19 protein-coding genes and 1 tRNA gene are annotated in these 17,425 nt (G+C 69.3%); 10 read left to right on the forward strand and 10 right to left on the reverse strand.

The features are described from left to right. Positions 1-20: 20 nt before the first annotated feature. A complete protein-coding gene (locus tag PG2T_RS10830) occupies positions 21-311 on the reverse strand; it encodes a BolA family protein (RefSeq protein WP_068805185.1) in 291 nt (96 codons plus the stop codon). Continuing rightward, complete coding sequence (locus tag PG2T_RS10835; RefSeq protein WP_068805187.1) at positions 308-1,042, reverse strand: inner membrane-spanning protein YciB; 735 nt, start codon at positions 1,040-1,042, stop codon at positions 308-310. The genes PG2T_RS10830 and PG2T_RS10835 overlap by 4 nt, the downstream gene beginning before the upstream one ends. 125 nt (positions 1,043-1,167) lie before the next feature. Here PG2T_RS10835 and PG2T_RS10840 point away from each other — a divergent pair, with 125 nt between their 5' ends. After that, positions 1,168-1,785: an L-threonylcarbamoyladenylate synthase gene (locus PG2T_RS10840; protein WP_068805190.1), complete on the forward strand. Its 618-nt coding sequence runs from the start codon at positions 1,168-1,170 to the stop codon at positions 1,783-1,785. Between the two features lie 10 nt (positions 1,786-1,795). Here the strand turns inward: PG2T_RS10840 and PG2T_RS10845 are convergent, their stop codons facing one another. From PG2T_RS10845 to PG2T_RS10860, 4 genes are all read right to left on the reverse strand, one after another. Continuing rightward, positions 1,796-2,803 (reverse strand): NAD-dependent epimerase, encoded by a 1,008-nt coding sequence (locus tag PG2T_RS10845; RefSeq protein ID WP_068808239.1) that lies wholly within the window; start codon positions 2,801-2,803, stop codon positions 1,796-1,798. Positions 2,804-2,829: 26 nt separating this feature from the next. After that, a complete protein-coding gene (locus PG2T_RS10850; RefSeq protein WP_068805192.1) occupies positions 2,830-4,107 on the reverse strand; it encodes a nucleotide sugar dehydrogenase in 1,278 nt (425 codons plus the stop codon). A 70-nt stretch (positions 4,108-4,177) separates the two neighbouring features. Further along, positions 4,178-4,254 (reverse strand) — tRNA-Pro (locus tag PG2T_RS10855). A gap of 47 nt (positions 4,255-4,301) precedes the next feature. Continuing rightward, positions 4,302-5,279, reverse strand: a complete 978-nt coding sequence (locus tag PG2T_RS10860; protein WP_068805194.1) for a polyprenyl synthetase family protein — start codon at positions 5,277-5,279, stop codon at positions 4,302-4,304. Between the two features lie 163 nt (positions 5,280-5,442). On the opposite strand from PG2T_RS10860, the gene rplU reads away from it, so the two are divergent. The 4 genes from rplU to proB all read left to right on the forward strand — a co-directional run bounded on the left by rplU (position 5,443) and on the right by proB (position 8,275). Next, positions 5,443-5,757 (forward strand): 50S ribosomal protein L21, encoded by a 315-nt coding sequence (rplU, locus tag PG2T_RS10865; RefSeq protein ID WP_068805196.1) that lies wholly within the window; start codon positions 5,443-5,445, stop codon positions 5,755-5,757. A gap of 27 nt (positions 5,758-5,784) precedes the next feature. After that, entirely contained in the window at positions 5,785-6,045 is a 261-nt protein-coding gene (gene rpmA, locus PG2T_RS10870) for a 50S ribosomal protein L27 (RefSeq protein ID WP_068805197.1), read from the forward strand. A gap of 83 nt (positions 6,046-6,128) precedes the next feature. Next, entirely contained in the window at positions 6,129-7,157 is a 1,029-nt protein-coding gene (gene cgtA, locus PG2T_RS10875; protein WP_068805200.1) for an Obg family GTPase CgtA, read from the forward strand. Further along, positions 7,157-8,275: a glutamate 5-kinase gene (proB, locus tag PG2T_RS10880; protein ID WP_068808242.1), complete on the forward strand. Its 1,119-nt coding sequence runs from the start codon at positions 7,157-7,159 to the stop codon at positions 8,273-8,275. Before cgtA ends, proB begins: the two co-directional genes overlap by 1 nt. 83 nt (positions 8,276-8,358) lie before the next feature. Here proB and rpsT read toward each other — a convergent pair whose 3' ends face one another. Beyond that, positions 8,359-8,631 (reverse strand): 30S ribosomal protein S20, encoded by a 273-nt coding sequence (gene rpsT / locus PG2T_RS10885; protein ID WP_068805204.1) that lies wholly within the window; start codon positions 8,629-8,631, stop codon positions 8,359-8,361. Between the two features lie 98 nt (positions 8,632-8,729). Here rpsT and murJ point away from each other — a divergent pair, with 98 nt between their 5' ends. From murJ to lspA, 5 genes are all read left to right on the forward strand, one after another. Then, a complete protein-coding gene (gene murJ / locus PG2T_RS10890) occupies positions 8,730-10,253 on the forward strand; it encodes a murein biosynthesis integral membrane protein MurJ (protein WP_068805206.1) in 1,524 nt (507 codons plus the stop codon). A gap of 70 nt (positions 10,254-10,323) precedes the next feature. Continuing rightward, entirely contained in the window at positions 10,324-10,689 is a 366-nt protein-coding gene (locus tag PG2T_RS10895) for a DUF2203 domain-containing protein (protein ID WP_202816325.1), read from the forward strand. Positions 10,690-10,735: 46 nt separating this feature from the next. Continuing rightward, on the forward strand, positions 10,736-11,665 hold the full coding sequence (gene ribF, locus PG2T_RS10900) for a bifunctional riboflavin kinase/FAD synthetase (RefSeq protein WP_068808248.1): 930 nt from the start codon (positions 10,736-10,738) through the stop codon (positions 11,663-11,665). An 18-nt stretch (positions 11,666-11,683) separates the two neighbouring features. After that, on the forward strand, positions 11,684-14,488 hold the full coding sequence (gene ileS, locus PG2T_RS10905; RefSeq protein ID WP_068805209.1) for an isoleucine--tRNA ligase: 2,805 nt from the start codon (positions 11,684-11,686) through the stop codon (positions 14,486-14,488). Continuing rightward, entirely contained in the window at positions 14,488-14,964 is a 477-nt protein-coding gene (gene lspA / locus PG2T_RS10910) for a signal peptidase II (RefSeq protein ID WP_068805213.1), read from the forward strand. The genes ileS and lspA overlap by 1 nt, the downstream gene beginning before the upstream one ends. A 12-nt stretch (positions 14,965-14,976) precedes the next feature. Here the strand turns inward: lspA and PG2T_RS10915 are convergent, their stop codons facing one another. The 3 genes from PG2T_RS10915 to PG2T_RS10925 form a co-directional block, all read right to left on the reverse strand. Beyond that, positions 14,977-15,954, reverse strand: a complete 978-nt coding sequence (locus tag PG2T_RS10915; protein WP_202816326.1) for an alpha/beta hydrolase — start codon at positions 15,952-15,954, stop codon at positions 14,977-14,979. A 183-nt stretch (positions 15,955-16,137) separates the two neighbouring features. Further along, complete coding sequence (locus PG2T_RS10920; RefSeq protein WP_068805216.1) at positions 16,138-16,758, reverse strand: hypothetical protein; 621 nt, start codon at positions 16,756-16,758, stop codon at positions 16,138-16,140. Continuing rightward, a complete protein-coding gene (locus PG2T_RS10925; protein WP_068805220.1) occupies positions 16,743-17,255 on the reverse strand; it encodes an archaeosortase/exosortase family protein in 513 nt (170 codons plus the stop codon). Before PG2T_RS10925 ends, PG2T_RS10920 begins: the two co-directional genes overlap by 16 nt. Positions 17,256-17,425 lie beyond the last annotated feature (170 nt).

Here is a 17,425-nt window from a genome sequence, read left to right on the forward strand (position 1 = left end):
GCCGCGGCTGCAGTCGGGAGTTATTCAAGGTCCACGGCCGCATCTGGCAGCAGATCGATGCTCAAGGCGTGGATGTCGGTCTGCATCAGCTCGCCGAGCGCCGCGTAGATCATCCGATGGCATTCGAGCGGGCGTTTGCCGGCAAAACCGGGCGCCGCGATGCGCAGCGTGAAGTGCCCGCCCTGGCGCGCACCGGCGTGACCGGCATGCCGGTGACTGTCGTCGACAAGCTCCAGGCGGGTCGGCGCCAGCGCCTGCGTGAGCATGGCTTGGATGCGCGCCATGCGCGGGTTGTCGGCGGCCGGATTCATACGGCGGACTCGCGGGCGCCAGTGTCCGGCGACAGGTGGCGACTGAGGTAAACACCCTGCGCCAGGACGAACAGCAGCGTCAGGCCGAGCAGTCCGAACAGCTTGAAGTTGACCCAGATGTCCTGGTGCAGCTTGTGCAGGTAGGCGGCCTGCCGCTGGGCTGGCGCCAGGGCGGTCAATTCGGCGCGCTGCGCGGCGTCCATATCCGCCAGGGCCTTGCCCTGGACCGCACGCGCGTAGGCACCGTCGTCCTCGGCCACCTGGGCGTAGATCGCCTGCCGGTCGGCATCGAGGCTCTGCGGCGTCACCTGGTAAACGAAGGCGACGTAGGCATTCAGGGCGCCGCCGAGCAGGAAGAACAGCACCCAGCCTGCCGTGAGCCGCCGCCACACGCTGCGCGGCAGGACCAGCTGAGCGCCCAGCATGCGCTCGGTCAGCGGTCTTTGACCGAACAGACTCAGCCCGAAGGCGATGGCAAAGGCCCAGTTGATGAGGCTCGGCTTCCACATGATGAAGCGCTCGTCGCGCAGGAAGATGGTCAGTCCGCCCAGGCCCGCCAGCAGGGCCAGGTTGAACCACTGTGTTTTGTCGATCGGCCGGCGCAGTACGCGCAGGGCCACGATCTGCAGCGCCGCCACTGCGACCGCAGCCCCGGTGGCCCAATAGATGCCGGCCCATTTGTAGGCGGCAAAGAACACGATGATGGGCAGGAAATCGAACAGCAGTTTCAAACCGGACAACCTCTGAAAATTCGTGCCGAAATCACCCGCACACAGTGCGCAGCGCTCGGCCTTGCCGGGGCGTTAAACGCTACCATGCCCGGCCCAGGCTCCGCCGGATCCCTCGCCAGAACCCCATGCAGCGCTTTCACCTGCACCCCGAAAATCCCCAGCCGCGCCTGCTGGGCAAGGCGGCCGAAGCCGTCGCCGGCGGCGCGCTGCTGGCCTGCCCGACCGACTGCAGCTATGTGCTGCTGTGCGATCTGACCGACAAGGCGGCCATGCAGCGCATCCGCGCCCTGCGCCGGCTGGACGAGGATCACCCGTTCACGTTGCTGTGCCGCGACCTGAAACAGGTATCCGTCTACGCCACGCTGGGCACCACCGAGCATCGTCTGCTGCGCGCTGCCGCGCCGGGACCGTACACCTTCCTGCTGGCGGCGACGCGCGAGGTGCCCAAGCGTTTGCAGGACAAGCGGCGCACGGTCGGCGTGCGCATCAGCAGCCATCCGGTGCCCCAGGGTCTGCTGGCGCTGCGCGACGAGCCACTGCTGTGCAGCACCCTGCAACTGCCGGGCGACGAGTTTCCGCTGACTGACCCGGACGACATCGAAGACCGGCTTGGCAAGCAGGTGGACCTGCTGCTGGACGCCGGGCCCGGCGACTACCAGGTCAGCACCGTGGTGGCCTTCGAGGACGGCGTGGCGCGCGTGGTGCGGCCGGGCAAGGGCGATCTGGCGCGATTCGGCGGCTGAGAAAGGCCGGTCAGACCTTGTAGTAATCGCGGTACCAGGCGACGAAATTGCGCACACCGATTTCGACCGGTGTCGCTGGTCGATAACCGACATCCGCGCCCAGGTCGTCGATGTTGGCGCTGGTCTCCGGCACATCCCCGGGCTGCATGGGCAGCAGGTTCTTGACCGCCTTCCTGCCCAGACAGTCCTCGATCACCTCGATGTAGCGCAGCAGCTCCACCGGACGGTTGTTGCCGATGTTGTAGACGCGAAACGGCGCCCGGCTGGTGGCCGGATCGGGATTCTCGCCATCCCAGCCGGGATTGGGCGCCGCCACGCGGGCGGTGACGCGCAGCACGCCCTCGACGATGTCGTCGATGTACGTGAAATCGCGCCGGTGGTGGCCCTGGTTGAACACCTCGATCGGCTCGCCGGCCAGGATGGCGCGCGTGAACAGGAACAGCGCCATGTCCGGCCGGCCCCACGGGCCATAGACGGTAAAGAAGCGCAGCCCGCTCACCGGCAGGCCGTACAGGTGCGCGTAGCAGTGCGCCATCAGTTCGTTCGAGCGCTTGGTGGCCGCGTACAGGCTCAGCGGATGGTCGGCCAGATCGTGCTCTGAAAACGGCAGCTTGGTGTTGGCGCCATAGACCGAACTGCTGGAGGCGTAGACGAGATGCTCGACGCCGTTGTGGCGACAGCCCTCCAGGATGTTCATGAAGCCGACCAGGTTCGAGTCGACATAGGCGTGCGGATGGGTCAGCGAGTAGCGCACGCCGGCCTGCGCGGCCAGGTGGATCACCCGCTGCGGGCGCTTGTCGGCGAACAGCCGCTCGATGGCCGGGCGGTCCTGCAGGCTGATGCGCGCTTCCGTGAAGCCGGCCCGCGGCGTCAAGCGGGCCAGGCGCGCCAGCTTCAGGTTCACGTCGTAGTAATCGTTGACCTCGTCCAGGCCGATGACCTGATGGCCTTGATCGAGCAGGCGATGGGCGACGGCCCCGCCGATGAAACCGGCCGTGCCGGTAACCAGGATGCGCATCGGCGCCATTTGAATCTGCTCCGCGCTCACAGCCGCTCGTCCACCTGGTCGCGCGGCAGCACCGACTTGATGTCGTAAACCACCGCTCGCGGCGCCTTGAGGGCACCGAGCCGCTCGGCGTCCAGATCGACAAACTGGCGGTGCGCAACCGCCAGGACAACGGCGCTATAGGCCCCCGCCACCGGCTCGGCGCACAGGTGGATGCCGTATTCCTCGTCGCAGACCGCCGCATCCGCCCACGGATCATGCACGTCGACCGCCATGCCGAAATCTTCGAGCTCGCGCACCACATCCACGACGCGGGTGTTGCGCACGTCGGGGCAGTTTTCCTTGAACGTGATGCCCAGCACCAGCGCCCGCGCACCGGCCACCGGCAGCCGGCGGCGAATCAGCAGACGTGCCACGCGCTCCGCCACGTAGCGACCCATGCCGTCGTTGATGCGCCGGCCAGCCAGGATCACTTCCGGGTGGTAGCCGATCTCCTGCGCCTTGTGCGTGAGGTAATACGGATCGACACCGATACAGTGACCGCCGACCAGGCCCGGTCGAAACGGCAGGAAATTCCACTTGGTGCCGGCCGCTTCCAGCACTTCCGTTGTGTCGATGCCGAGCCGGTTGAAGATCAGCGCCAGCTCGTTGACCAGGGCGATGTTCAGATCGCGCTGGGTGTTCTCGATCACCTTGGCCGCTTCCGCGACGCGGATGCTGCTGGCGCAGTGGGTTTTGGTGATGGTGGCGTACAGCGCGTCCACGTACTGGGCCGCCGCCGGCGTGGAACCGGAGGTGATCTTGGTCACCGTCTCCAGGCGGTGCTCGCGGTCACCGGGATTGATGCGCTCGGGGCTGTAGCCGACGAAAAAATCGCGGTTCAGCGTCAGGCCGGATTCGCGCTCCAGGACCGGTGCGCAGATTTCCTCGGTCGCGCCCGGATACACCGTGGATTCGTAAACCACCACATCGCCGGCTTTCAGAACCTGCCCCACGGTGCGGCTGGCCGCCAGCAGGGGCCCGAAGTCCGGTCGCTTGTGGGTATCCACCGGCGTTGGCACGGTGACGATATAGGTGTTGCAGTCGGCCAGATCAGCGGACTCACAGGACAAACGCAAGGCGCTCGCCCGAAGCTGCGCGGCGCTCACCTCGCCGGTCGCGTCATGCCCGGCGTTCAGGACCGCGATGCGCTGGCGGTCGATGTCGAAGCCAAGCGTGGGAAAGCGGGCGGCCAGCGCCACCGCCAGCGGCAGGCCGACATAACCGAGTCCAAGCACACCGACACGTGCCTGTGCCAGTGTCGGCGGGTCCGTCATGTGCCGGCGTCGAATGTAAGCAGGTCGTCCCGGTCAACAGTCCGCTGACGGGGCGTCGAAGATTCGCAACTGGTCGGGGTGAGAGGATTCGAACCTCCGGCCCCCGCCTCCCGAAGACGGTGCTCTACCAAGCTGAGCTACACCCCGATTGCGACACGTGCGCCGCAGGCCCGCCCGGCGGCGGCTGCGGATTCTCAGAAATCCCGGGAAACTGCAAACCGGGCCAGCCCCTGCAGGGCCGCCCGTGCCGGCGAGTCCGGCAGCCCGGAAAGGGCCGCCTGGGCGCGCTCGGCATGGGTCTGCGCGAGGCCGGCAGTGTACGCGATGGCCCCGGTCGATTCAATCACGGCCAGCACCGCCGCGAAGTCCGGCTCGCCGTCCTCGCCCAGCGCCGAGCGCAGCACGCGCGCCTGCTGCGGATCGGCCGCCTGCAGGGCATAGGCCAAGGGCAGCGTCGGGCTGCCCTCGGCCAGGTCGTCGCCCAGGTTCTTGCCGATGCGCGCCGCGTCGCCCCGGTAGTCGAGCAGGTCATCGACCAGCTGGTAGGCCAGACCGAAATGCAGCCCGTAATCGCCCAGCGCATCCTGGCCGGCGCGGTCCTGCCCGGCCAGCAGGGCCCCGCAGCGGGCGGCCGCCTCGAACAGCGTCGCCGTCTTGCTGCGGGCGATGGCCAGGCACTGCTCGGGCGTGGCGTCGACGTTACGGCGATTGAGGAACTGCAACACCTCGCCCTCGGAAATCTGATTGGTGGCCGTCGCCAGAACGTCCATAACCTCCTTGGACCCCAGCTCCACCATCATCTGGAACGAACGCGAGTACAGGAAGTCGCCCACCAGCACGCTCAGACCGTTGCCGAAGCGGCTGTTGGCAGTCGCCCGTCCGCGCCGCAGTTCGGACTCGTCCACCACGTCGTCGTGCAGCAGGGTGGCGGTGTGGATGAATTCGACGATGGCCGCCAGCAGGCAATGCTGGTCGCCCGAATAGCCGCAGGCGCGGGCCGACAGCACCGCCATCACCGGCCGCAGTCGCTTGCCGCCACTGTGAATGATGTAGCCCGACAACTGGTCGATGGTCGGGACCGTCGAGTGCAGGCGCTGCTCGATGAGCGCATTTACGGCCGCCATGTCGGCGGCGGCCGGCGCCAGCAGCGCGGCCAGGGGATTGGCAGTCATGCACTCGGTCAGGCGGGGTGTGAAGCCGACGGATGCTAGGTTTCGGGGTGGGTGGGTGTCAAGCCATTTGACCCGGCACGCCCGCCAGAACTAGAATCCACGCCCTTTTTGTTCCCGCCGGGCAGTCGTGCCCGCGCGGCACGTGTCGGCAGTGGGGAAGTCCATGTTTGCGGTAATCGAAACCGGTGGCAAGCAGTACCGGGTGGCGCAGGGTCTGGTCCTGAAGGTGGAAAAACTGGACGGCGCCGTCGGCGACACGCTCACCTTCGATCGCGTGCTGATGGTCGGCGCCGGGGCCGAGGTGAAGGTCGGCCGGCCCTACGTCGAGGGCGCCACCGTGACCGCCGAGCTGCGCGCGCTGGGCCGCCACCCGAAGATTCGCATCATCAAGTTCCGTCGGCGCAAGCACCATCAGAAGCAGATGGGCCACCGCCAGCACTACGCCGAAATCGCCATCACCAGCATCGGCGCGCCCTAAGCGCGCCGCGTTCAGGAGTAAGCACTCATGGCCCATAAAAAAGCCGCCGGCAGTTCCCGCAACGGCCGCGATTCCGTCTCCAAGCGCCTTGGCGTCAAGCGCTTCGGCGGCGAGCACGTGCTGGCCGGCAACATCCTGGTGCGCCAGCGCGGCACCGAGTTCCATCCGGGCGACAACGTCGGCCTGGGCCGGGATCACACCCTGTTCGCCCTGGTCGAGGGGCATGTGCGCTTTCGTGTCGGCGGCGAGAAAAGCCGTCGCTTCGTCAGCGTCGAGCCGCTGGCCTGACCGCGTCGTTTTTTCCGGCCTTGCCGGCGCCAAAGCCCCGCTCCGGCGGGGCTTTGTGTTTGTAGCGCCCTGATTCAGCCACCATGCGATTCGTCGATGAAGCCACCATCACCGTTGCCGGCGGCAAGGGCGGCAACGGCTGCATGGCGTTCCGGCGCGAAAAATACATCCCCTTCGGCGGCCCGGACGGTGGCGACGGCGGCGACGGCGGCAGCGTCTATCTGGTGGCCGACGAGGGCCTGAGCACGCTCAGCGACTTTCGCTATCAGCGCGAGTTTCGCGCCGAAAGCGGCCACGCCGGTGCCGGCAGCTGCCGCACCGGACGGGCCGGCGCCGACCGCGAGGTTACCGTGCCGCTGGGCACCGAGGTGCGCGACGCCGACACCGGCGAGATCATCGGCGACCTGACGCACCACGGCCAGCGCCTGAAGGTCGCCGCCGGCGGCTTTCATGGCCTGGGCAACACCCGCTACAAGAGCAGCATCAACCGCGCCCCGCGCCAGACCAGTCCCGGCAAGCCCGGCGAGCTGCGCCGCCTGGCGCTGGAATTGCGCCTGCTGGCCGACGTCGGCCTGCTGGGCGCGCCCAATGCCGGCAAATCGACGCTGCTGGCGGCGGTGTCGCAGGCGCGGCCCAAGATCGCCGACTACCCGTTCACGACGCTGAATCCGGAACTGGGCGTGGTCGAGGTCGACCGCTTTCGCCGCTTCGTGATGGCCGACATCCCGGGCCTGATCGAGGGCTCGGCCGCCGGCGCCGGTCTTGGCACGCAGTTCCTGCGGCACCTGGGCCGCACCCGCCTGCTGCTGCACGTGCTGGATCTCGCGCCGGCCGACCCGGCCAGCATCCCGGCCCAGGAAGCGCGCAAGATCGTTGCGGAACTGGAAGCCTTCAGTCCCGAGCTGGCCGCCCTGCCGCGCTGGCTGGTGCTGAACAAGGCCGATCTGCTGCTGCCGGACGAAGCCGCCGCGCGCGGCGCCCAGATCGCCGACGAGTTGGGTTGGAGCGGGCCACTGTTCCTCATCTCGGCGGCCACCGGCAGCGGCTGCCAGGCGCTGTGCGAGGCCATCATGCGGCACCTCGAACAGCAGGCCTTGCAGGCCAGGGAATGATCCGGGCCGCCCATGCCGGCGCCGGGCGCTGGGTCGTCAAGATCGGCAGCGCGCTGCTGACCGCCTGCGGCGCCGGGCTGGATATGGCCGCCATCAACGCCTGGGTGGCGCAGCTGGTACGGCTGCGCGCGCAGGGCCGCCAGGTGGTGGTGGTGTCCTCGGGTGCCGTGGCGGAAGGCATGCGCCGCCTCGGCTGGGAGCGCCGTCCGGACGCCATCCATGACCTGCAGGCCGCTGCCGCGGTCGGCCAGATGGGCCTGGTGCAGGCCTGGGAGAGCTGCTTCCAAACCCACGGCGTGCACACCGCGCAGGTGCTGCTGACGCACGACGATCTGGCCGACCGCAGGCGCTACCTGAACGCGCGCAGCACGCTGCGCACGCTGCTGGACCTGGGCGTGGTGCCGATCGTCAACGAGAACGACACGGTCGCCTTCGACGAGCTGCGCTTTGGCGACAACGACACCCTGGGCGGCCTGGTGGCGAATCTGGTGGAAGCCAAGCTGCTGGTGCTGCTGACCGACCGCGACGCCATGTACGACGCCGATCCGGCCCAGAACCCGGCCGCGCAGCGCCTGGCGACTGCGCACACCGCCGATCCGGCGCTCGACGCGATGGCCGGTCCTAGTGGCGGCCCGCTCGGCCGCGGCGGCATGCAGACCAAGCTGCGCGCGGCGCGTCTGGCGGCGCGCTCCGGGGCTGCCACGTGGATCGTCGGCGGCGCCATCGAAAACGTGCTCACCGAACTGGCCGAAGGCGCTGACATCGGCACCCTGCTGCTGCCCGAACAGGAGCCGCTGCAGGCGCGCAAGCTGTGGCTGGCGGGGAACCTTCGCGTGCGCGGGCGCCTGCACATCGACGCCGGCGCCGAACGGGTGCTGCGCCAGGCCGGGCGCAGCCTGCTGGCGGTGGGCGTGACGGCGGTGGAAGGCGATTTTCGCCGTGGCGACCTGGTCGCCTGCGTGACCGCCGACGGCCGCGAGGTGGCCCGCGGCCTGTGCAATTACGGCGCCGAGGAAGCCCGCCAGATCAAGGGGCTACCGAGCAGCCGCTTCGCCGAGGTGCTCGGCTACGTCGACGAGCCGGAGCTGGTGCACCGCGACAACCTGGTGCTGACGTGATCCGGCCGGCCAAAACAGAAAAAGCCCGAAGCGGGCTTTTTCTGTCTGCGTTCAGCGCGCGCGCCGCATCGGCGCGCGGCGCTTCAGGCGGCCTGGCGCAGCGCGTGGATGCGCTTGTTCAGGCGGCTCTTGTGACGGGCGGCGGTGTTCTTGTGGATCAGGCCGCGGGCGGCCATGCGGTCCAGCAGGGGCACCGCAGCGCGGTAGCTGGTGCCAGCGGTGTCGGCGTCGCCGGCGCGGATCGCCGCCAGCACGCGCTTGACGGCGGTGCGCAGCATCGAACGGCGGCTGGCGTTGTGGGCGCGGTGGTCGTCGTTCTGACGGGCGCGTTTGATGGCTTGCGGGCTGTTGGCCAAGGCGAAATCCCTGCGTCGAAAACCGAAAAAAGGTCGCGAACTATGCTCACCGGAGCGGCGTTTGTCAATCCGGAAACCGGCTTGCAGGGCGCGTGAGCATGCTGCGTTCGGCCGCCTCGGTGGGCGTCGCCACCACCAGCTCGCGCGTGCTCGGCTACGTCCGGGATACCGTCATCGCCACCACCTTCGGCGCCGGCCCGGCGGCGGATGCGTTCTTCGTTGCCTTTCGCATCCCGAACTTTCTGCGCCGGCTGTTCGCCGAGGGCGCCTTCTCGCAGGCTTTCGTGCCGGTGCTGTCCGAATACCGCACCACACGCGATCCGGCCGACGTACGCGACCTGGTCGCCCACACGCTGGGCACGCTCGGACTGGTGCTGCTGGGCGTGACGCTGCTGGCGGTCGCGGCCGCGCCGCTGCTGGTGTGGCTGCTGGCGCCCGGCTTCGGTGACGACCCGCAGCGCAGCGCGCTGACGACCACGCTGCTGCGGATCACGTTCTGGTATCTGCCGCTGGTGTCGCTGGCGGCGGCGGTCGGCGGCGTTCTGAATACCTTTGGACGCTACTTCACGCCGGCCCTGACGCCGCTGTTCCTGAATCTGGCCATGATCGGCGCCGCGGTCTGGCTGGCGCCGCGCCTGGACGTGCCGGTGCTGGCGCTGGCCATCGGCGTGGTCATCGGTGGGCTGCTGCAACTGCTGTGGCAATTGCCCACCCTGGCAGCGCTCGGCAACCTGGCGCGACCCCGCGTGAGCTTTTCCCACCCCGGCGTGCGGCGCATCCTCAGACTCATGGGGCCGGGCGTGTTCGGCTCCTCGGTGGCGCAGGTCAACCTGATGTTCGACACCGTGGTGGCGTCGTTCCTGGTCACCGGCAGCGTGTCCTGGCTGTATTACGCGGACCGGCTGATGGAATTTCCGCTCGGCGTGCTGGCGATCGCCTTCGCGACCGTCATCCTGCCGCGTCTGTCGCGGCAGCACGCCAGCGGCGACGGCGAGGCCTTCTCGCGCACGCTCGACTGGGGCCTGCGCTGGGTGCTGCTGGTCGGCGCGCCGGCGGCGGCGGCGCTGTTCGTGCTGGCCGGCCCGCTGCTGGGCACGCTGTTCAGTTATGGCGCCTTCGATGCCCACTCGGTGCACATGGCCCGTCAGGCCCTGTGGGCATTCGCGCCCGGCCTGCTGGCGTTCATGGCCATCAAGGTGCTGGCGCCCGGTTACTACGCGCGCCAGGACACGCGCAGTCCGGTGCGCATCGGCGTGCTGGCCATGCTGGTCAACATGGGCCTGACGCTGATCCTGGTGTGGCCGCTGAAGCACGCCGGGCTGGCCGCCGCCACCAGCCTGGCGGCCTATCTCAACGCGATACTATTGCTGCGCGGCCTGCTGCGTGGCGGTGCGTACCGCCCCCGGCCCGGCTGGGGGCTGTTTACAACCCGCGTGGCGCTGGCCACGGCGGCCATGACGGCGCTGCTTTGGCTGGGCGCCGGTTCGCTCGATGCCTGGCTGGCGCTGGGCGCGGGCGAGCGGGTGGCCCGGCTGGGCCTGTGGGTCGCCGCCGGCGGCGCATGCTACGGCGCCGCGCTGTTGGCGCTGCGCCTGCCGCTGGCCCAGTTGCGCCATCCCTGACCCATCGTGAGCGACAAGACCCAGCGTGGACGCAGACTTTCTTCGCATCGGATCGCCGCAGGATCCCCGCGTGTTCAGCCTCGCCGAGGCGCGGACGCTGTTCCCGCTGGTGCGCGGCATCACCGCGCGCACGGCCGACGAGCTGGCGCCGGTGCAGCGGCAACTGAAGGTGCTGCCGCGCCGCAGCCCGGAGCTGCAGGCTGCCGAGCAGCGCTACCAGGCCATCGTCGGCGCCTGGGTCAACAAGATGCGCCGCCTGGGCCTGGTGGTGAAGGGCCTGTGGCTGGTCGATTTCGACACCGGCGACGGCTACCTGTGCTGGAAGTATCCGGAACTGAAGCTCGGCCACTACCACGGCTACGACGAGGGCTTCGCTGGCCGCCGGCCGCTGGACGAGGTGCTCGAAACGCAGGACCCGGACTGGGCGCGCTACTGACCGGCCCTGCCACCCCCGACCCCGAGACAATGATGTGGATTCCAGCGTGGAACTGATCCGCGGCCTGCACAACCTGCGCCCGCGCCACCGCGGCTGCGTGGCCAGCATCGGCAACTTCGACGGCGTGCACCTGGGCCACCAGGCCATCGTTGCGCGCCTGCAGGAACACGCCGCAGCCACCGGCCTGCCGGCGCGGGTGGTGCTGTTCGAGCCGCAGCCGCTGGAGTTCTTTCGGCCCGACCAGGTCGAGCCGCGCCTGATGCGCCTGCGCGAGAAACTGGCGGCCCTGGACGCGCTCGGCGTGGACGGCGTGCTGTGCCTGCATTTCGATGCCCGGCTGGCTGGCATGCCGCGCGACGCCTTCGTCGAGCATCTGTTGATCGAGGGTCTGGGCGTGCGCCAGCTGGTGGTGGGCCCGGATTTTCGCTTCGGGCACAAGCGCCTGGGCGATGTGGACTATCTGAAGACTGTCGGCACGTCCGCGGGTTTTGGCGTCGAAGCCATGCCCCCGCTACTGCTGGACGGCGAGCGGGTCAGCAGCACCGCGGTACGCCAGCATCTGACGGGCGGCGATCTTGCCGGCGCGGCGCGCCTGCTGGGCCGGCCCTACACGCTGCACGGTCGGGTCAGCCACGGCGACGCGCGCGGGCGCACCATCGGCTTCCCGACGCTGAATCTGCCGCTGCGCCGCAAGGCGGTCAGCCTGCGCGGCGTGTTTGCCGTGCGCGTGACGGGCCTTGCCGACCGGCCGCTGCCGGCGGTGGCCAATCTTGGCGTGCGCCCGACCGTGGACGGCACGTACCCGCTGCTGGAAGTGCACGTGCTGGACTTTGCCGGACAGGTCTACGGCCGCCAGGTGCAAGTCGAGTTCGTGCAGCAATTGCGCGACGAGCGCCGCTTCGACGGGCTGGACGCGCTGCGCGCGCAGATCGAGCTCGATCTGCGCGCCGCCCGCCGCGTATTTGCCAAACCCTGAATCCCCAAAGAGCCCTGCATGGCCGACTACAAAGCCACCCTGAACCTGCCGCACACCGAGTTCCCGATGCGCGGCAACCTGCCGGCGCGCGAACCGGCAATCCTCGCCCGCTGGCAGGAACTGGACCTGTACGCCCGCCTGCGCGACGAACGGGCCGACGCGCCGCGCTACGTGCTGCACGACGGCCCGCCGTATGCCAACGGCGACATCCACATCGGCCATGCGGTCAACAAGATCCTGAAGGACATCATCGTCAAGTCCTGGACGCTGGATGGTTATGACGCGCCCTACGTACCCGGCTGGGACTGCCACGGCCTGCCGATCGAACACGTGGTCGAAAAGAAGCTGGGCAAGCCGGGCGACAAGGTCAGCGCCAATGAGTTTCGCGCCGCCTGCCGCGCCTACGCTAAGCAGCAGGTGGAAGGACAAAGCGCGGATTTCGAGCGCCTGGGCGTGATCGGCGACTGGCAAAACCCGTACCGGACCATGGCGCCGCAGACCGAGGCCGACATCCTGCGGGCGCTGGGTCGCATCGTGGCCGGCGGCTACGTGTCCAAGGGCGAGCGGCCGGTGCACTGGTGCCTGGACTGCCGCTCGGCACTGGCCGAGGCCGAGGTCGACTACCAGGACAAGACCTCGCCGGCGATCGATGTGCGCTTTGCCGTCATCGACCGTGCCGCCGCGCTGGCCGCGTTTGGCGTGGCTGACGACGTTGCACCCATCAGCCTGCCGATCTGGACCACCACGCCGTGGACGCTGCCGGCCAATCAGGCCGTGGCACTCAATGCCGAGCTTGACTATGTGCTGGTCGAGGCCAGCCAGGAGCGCCTGATCCTCGCGGCGGATCTGGCCGCCGGCGCCTGCACCCGCTATGGCCTGGACGGCTGGCGCGAGCTTGGCCGCTGCCGCGGCGCGGCGCTCGAAGGCCTGCGCCTGCGCCATCCGTTCCTGGATCTGGAGGTGCCAGTGATCCTGGGCGATCACGTCACCACCGAGGCCGGCACCGGCGCCGTGCACACCGCCCCCGGCCACGGCGCGGACGACTTCGCGATCGGCAAGACCTACAACCTGAAGGTCTACAACCCGGTCGGCGCCAATGGCTGCTTTCTGCCCGGCACGCCGCACGTCGAGGGCCTGCAGGTATTCGCCGCCAACAAGCTCATCGTCGAGCTGCTGCGCGAACGCGGCGCGCTGCTCGCCGACCGGCCCATCCAGCATAGCTACCCGCACTGCTGGCGCCACAAGACGCCGACCATCACGCGCACCACGCCGCAGTGGTTCATCGCGATGGACCACAACGACCTGCGCGGCAAGGCGCTGGCCGCCATCGCCGACACCGCATGGACGCCGGCCTGGGGCGAGGCGCGCATCCACGGCATGATCGAAAACCGCCCCGACTGGTGCATCTCGCGCCAGCGCGTGTGGGGCGTGCCGATCGCGCTGTTCGTGCATCGGGTAACCGGCGAGCTGCACCCGCGCACGGCGGAGCTGATCGAGGCGGTCGCCCAGCGCATCGAACAGCGCGGCATCGAGGCCTGGTTCGATCTTGACCCGGCCGAGCTGCTGGGCGCGGACGCCGCCGACTACGACAAGGTGCAGGACATCCTGGACGTGTGGTTCGACTCGGGCGTCACCCACGCCAGCGTGCTGGAACGCCGCCCGGAGCTTCAATTTCCGGCCGAGCTGTACCTGGAAGGTTCCGACCAGCACCGCGGCTGGTTCCACTCCTCCCTGCTCACCTCGGTCGCCCTGCACGGCCATGCGCCGTATCGAGGGGTGCTGACGCACGGCTTCACGGTGGATGCGGCCGGCAAGAAGATGTCCAAGTCCGCCGGCAACGTGATCGCGCCGCAGAAGGTCATCAACCAGCTGGGCGCCGACGTGCTGCGGCTGTGGGTGGCGTCCACCGACTACAGCGCCGAGATGTCGATCTCGGACGAGATCCTGAGCCGCAGCGCCGACGCCTACCGGCGCCTGCGCAACACCGCGCGCTTCCTGCTGGCCAACCTGGTGGACTTCGACCCGGCCGTACACGCCGTCCACCCGCAGGACATGGTGGCACTCGACCGCTGGCTGCTGCGCCGGGCGCTGGCGCTCGACACCGAGGTGCGCGACGACTACACCTGCTTCGCGTTTCACCAGGTGGTGCAGCGCGTGCATCACCTGTGCGCCGTCGACCTTGGCGCGTTTTATCTGGACATCATCAAGGACCGCCAGTACACCTGCCAGGCAGACAGCGCGGCCCGGCGTTCGGCGCAGACGGCCATGTACCACGTGCTGGAACTGCTGGTGCGTTGGCTGGCGCCGATCCTGAGCTTCACCGCCGAGGACATCTGGCAGCACCTGCCCGGCGCGCGCGAAGACAGCGTGCTGCTGGCGCAGTGGTACGCGATGCCGGCGCTGCCGGATGAGGCCAACGAGGCCGTCTCGCCGACCGACTGGGAGCGCCTGCGCACCATCCGCGATGCGGTCAACCGCCAACTGGAACACCTGCGCGTGGCGGGCTCGATTGGCTCCGCGCTGGACGCCGAAGTCGATCTTTACGTCAACGCCGACGACAGGGCGCTGCTCGACAAACTGAACGATGAGCTGCGTTTTGCGCTGATCTGTTCCTACGCGCGCGTTCACGCCGACACCGCCCGCCCCACCGACGTGCACGCCGACGCCGATCTGTGGTTGGCGGCACACGCCACCAGCCACCCCAAATGCGTGCGCTGCTGGCACCACCGCGAAGACGTCGGCGACAACGCCGAACATCCCGAGCTGTGCGGCCGCTGCATCGAGAACGTCACCGGCGCCGGCGAGCGGCGGCAATTCGCCTGATGGGCGCCCGGCTGGCACTCGCGGCGCTGCTGGTCATGCTCGACCAGGCCAGCAAGCTGGCCGTGCTGCGCCTGCTGGAGCCTTACCAGACGATACCGCTCGTGCCCGGTTTCAACCTCACGCTGGCCTTCAACCGCGGCGCGTCATTCAGTTTTCTGGCCGAGGCCGGCGGCTGGCAACGCTGGCTGTTCAGCGCCATCTCGCTGGCCGCCAGCGTGATCATCGTCATCCTGCTGCGGCGCACGCCAGCGGCCGACCGCCTGAACGGCCTGGGCCTGTCACTGGTGCTCAGCGGCGCGGTCGGCAACCTGATCGACCGCCTGTGGCTGGGCCACGTGGTCGATTTTCTGGACGTCTACTACCGCGCCTGGCACTTCCCGGCCTTCAACATCGCCGACAGCGCCATCACCGTCGGCGCCGGACTACTGGTGCTGGGCATGTGGCGACAGGAACGGGCGGCGCCAGCGAGCCAGTAGCCGCCCGCCTCCTCAGCCGCCCAGCGTCGCCCGCAGCCACTGCGCCATGTCGCTGCGCACCTGACGACCGACGTCGAGCACGCCGGCCATGGATGCGAAGCCGTGGATCATGCCGTCGTAGCGGGCCAGTCTGGTCGGCACGCCGGCTTCGGCCAGGCGCTTGGCGTAGGCCTCGCCCTCGCTGCGCAGCACGTCGAATTCGGCGGTGACCACCAGCGCGGGCGGCAGGCGGCTCAGATCGCCAGCCAGCAGGGGCGATACGCGCCAGTCGCGGGCGGCTTTCGTGTCGGTCAAATAGTGATCGCGAAACCAGACCATGGCGCCCGCGGTCAGGCCATAGCCTTCGCCGCAGGCAGCGTATGACTCGCCTTCGAGGCGCGACATGTCGGTAACCGGGTAGATCAGCAGCTGCGCGGCCAGTGGCCGGCCGGCATCGCGCGCGGCGAGCGCCGCCACCGCGGCCAGGTTGCCGCCCGCGCTGTCGCCGCCGACGGCCAAACGTGCCGGATCGATGCCCAGCTGCGCGGCATTCGCGGCGGCCCAGTCGGCAGCCGCGATGGCGTCCTCGGCCGCAGCCGGGAAGCAGTGTTCCGGTGCCAGGCGGTAATCCACGGCCAGCACCGCGCAGTGGGCCTGCGCGGCCAGGTCGCGGCACAGGTCGTCGTGGCTGTCCAGATCGCCGATCACCCAGCCGCCGCCGTGGAAGAACACCAACCCCGGCAGCACGCCGTCGGCGGTCGGCCGGTAAAGTCGCGCCTTGATGGCCCCGCCCGGCGCGGGCAGGGTGAGCTCACGCACCACCGGCAGCGACGTTGCCGGCCCGGCGGTCATCTTCATCTGCATGCCAAAGCCGACGCGCACCTGCTCGGCGGTCAGCGACTCGATGGGCGGCGGGTTCATGGCCGCCATTTGAGCCAGATGTGCGGCCACCTGTGGATGGACCGCACCCGACAGCGGGCGGGCGAGGGCAGTCGTCAGATCGTCATGCATGGGGTTTCCTCCTCGTTTCAATGTGGCTGCCGGCGCCCGTTTCGGCTGCCCGGCCCGAGTCTACGGGCCGGTGCTGACCGTGCTGCCGACGTTGTAGTCGACGCGCGGCCTGCGGGCAAGGGCGGCCATGATCGAATTCTTGTGGCGTCATTGCGGCACGCCGGTGGCCTTGCCTCGGCGTCGTCACGCGGCGGCTGGGCCGACCGTGGCCGGGCGGCGCAGGATGGCCAGCATCGCCACACCGACCGCCAGATCGAGCGCTGCCCGCCCGCCGGCTTCGAGCAGCCGCATGGCCTGCACCGGGATCGAGCTTGCGATGAGGTCCGGCGCCGTGCCGGCCAGCATCAGGTCGGTGAGTGACCCGCGCAACGTCAGCGAGAGGTCGAGTACGGCCAGCGGGACGATCGCCATGAGCAGCGCCGCGCCTGCCCGCAAGCGCGTGGTCGCTGCCGGAAACGGCCAGGCCGCCCACAGCGTCAGCAGGATCACCGGGTGCTGCCAGGCATAGCCCTGCAGAGTCTGCGTCTGCACCCACACGCCCGGCGGCACCGGGAAACCGCGGTAGACGAAGCCGCGCGCGGTCGAGAACTGCGCTGCCAGGACCGCCTGTTCGTCACGCTTCGCGAGCGTGACCTGCACCGTATCCCACGGCGCCGCGGTGGCGGCGAGCACGCCTTCGAGCAGCGGCGCGAGCGCCGCGCACCAGGCCGGCCCCCACCATGGCGCGGTGCCGCCAAGCAGGCCGGCCATCGCCAGGCCGCGCGCGAGGATGCCGAACCGGGCGCGCCTCAGCGGCGCAGGCACGCGCCGCTCCACCACAGAAAATACAGCCCCGCCGCGGCGGTGACGGCCAGCGGCCCGAGCAGGCCGTGTCCCAGCGCAAACGCCGCCGCCATCTCAAGGCGCGCCCACACCAGCGCGACGATGCGCGCCTGGTTGGCGACATAGACCAGCGACAGACCGAGGCCGGCGCCCCACAGCTTGTCCCGCCAGCCGGCCGGCGCCACCGCGATGGCCGCCAGCAGCAGCAGCATGGCGTCCACCCCCTCGCAGCCGTTGAGCACCGAGATGCGCCGCCCGCCGGCAATGAGCACGTGCCGGTCAGCATGTACCGGCACCGCAAGGACCGCATCGGCGAGCCAGGCCGCCGGGCGCACCGTCAGCAGATCGATGACCAACGGCTTGAGCCAGGGCTCCTTGAACGCGAGGTAGGCCAGATCGAGCGCCGCGAACAGCGCCAGGAAGGCGAGCGCCCGCCCCGCCAGATGCATGCCCGGCCTGGCACTCAAGGAAGCAGACATCGGGCGTCCCACCGTCGCTGCGAAACAGAACCCGACAGAGGCTAGCAGAACCCGTGGCGGGCGCGCGCGACAAGCGGTAGCGCCTGGCGCGACCGTCACGCGCCTGTCATATACGTGTGGCTATTTTTTCACTGCATGCGGCCGAGTAAGACGGCAGCCAGCCCTCCGGA

Source organism: Immundisolibacter cernigliae (genome assembly GCF_001697225.1).
In the GTDB taxonomy this organism is placed as follows: Bacteria; Pseudomonadota; Gammaproteobacteria; order Immundisolibacterales; family Immundisolibacteraceae; genus Immundisolibacter; species Immundisolibacter cernigliae.

Excerpts from the sequence above, each read along its gene's own strand:
- PG2T_RS10830 (WP_068805185.1), bottom strand. The coding sequence starts at position 311 with ATGAATCCGGCCGCCGACAACCCGCGCATGGCGCGCATCCAAGCCATG.
- PG2T_RS10925 (WP_068805220.1), bottom strand. The coding sequence starts at position 17,255 with ATGTCTGCTTCCTTGAGTGCCAGGCCGGGCATGCATCTGGCGGGGCGG.
- ileS (WP_068805209.1), top strand. The coding sequence starts at position 11,684 with ATGGCCGACTACAAAGCCACCCTGAACCTGCCGCACACCGAGTTCCCG.
- rplU (WP_068805196.1), top strand. The coding sequence starts at position 5,443 with ATGTTTGCGGTAATCGAAACCGGTGGCAAGCAGTACCGGGTGGCGCAG.
- PG2T_RS10850 (WP_068805192.1), bottom strand. The coding sequence starts at position 4,107 with ATGACGGACCCGCCGACACTGGCACAGGCACGTGTCGGTGTGCTTGGA.
- PG2T_RS10915 (WP_202816326.1), bottom strand. The coding sequence starts at position 15,954 with ATGCATGACGATCTGACGACTGCCCTCGCCCGCCCGCTGTCGGGTGCG.
- lspA (WP_068805213.1), top strand. The coding sequence starts at position 14,488 with ATGGGCGCCCGGCTGGCACTCGCGGCGCTGCTGGTCATGCTCGACCAG.
- PG2T_RS10860 (WP_068805194.1), bottom strand. The coding sequence starts at position 5,279 with ATGACTGCCAATCCCCTGGCCGCGCTGCTGGCGCCGGCCGCCGCCGAC.
- PG2T_RS10840 (WP_068805190.1), top strand. The coding sequence starts at position 1,168 with ATGCAGCGCTTTCACCTGCACCCCGAAAATCCCCAGCCGCGCCTGCTG.
- murJ (WP_068805206.1), top strand. The coding sequence starts at position 8,730 with ATGCTGCGTTCGGCCGCCTCGGTGGGCGTCGCCACCACCAGCTCGCGC.
- PG2T_RS10845 (WP_068808239.1), bottom strand. The coding sequence starts at position 2,803 with ATGCGCATCCTGGTTACCGGCACGGCCGGTTTCATCGGCGGGGCCGTC.
- cgtA (WP_068805200.1), top strand. The coding sequence starts at position 6,129 with ATGCGATTCGTCGATGAAGCCACCATCACCGTTGCCGGCGGCAAGGGC.
- rpmA (WP_068805197.1), top strand. The coding sequence starts at position 5,785 with ATGGCCCATAAAAAAGCCGCCGGCAGTTCCCGCAACGGCCGCGATTCC.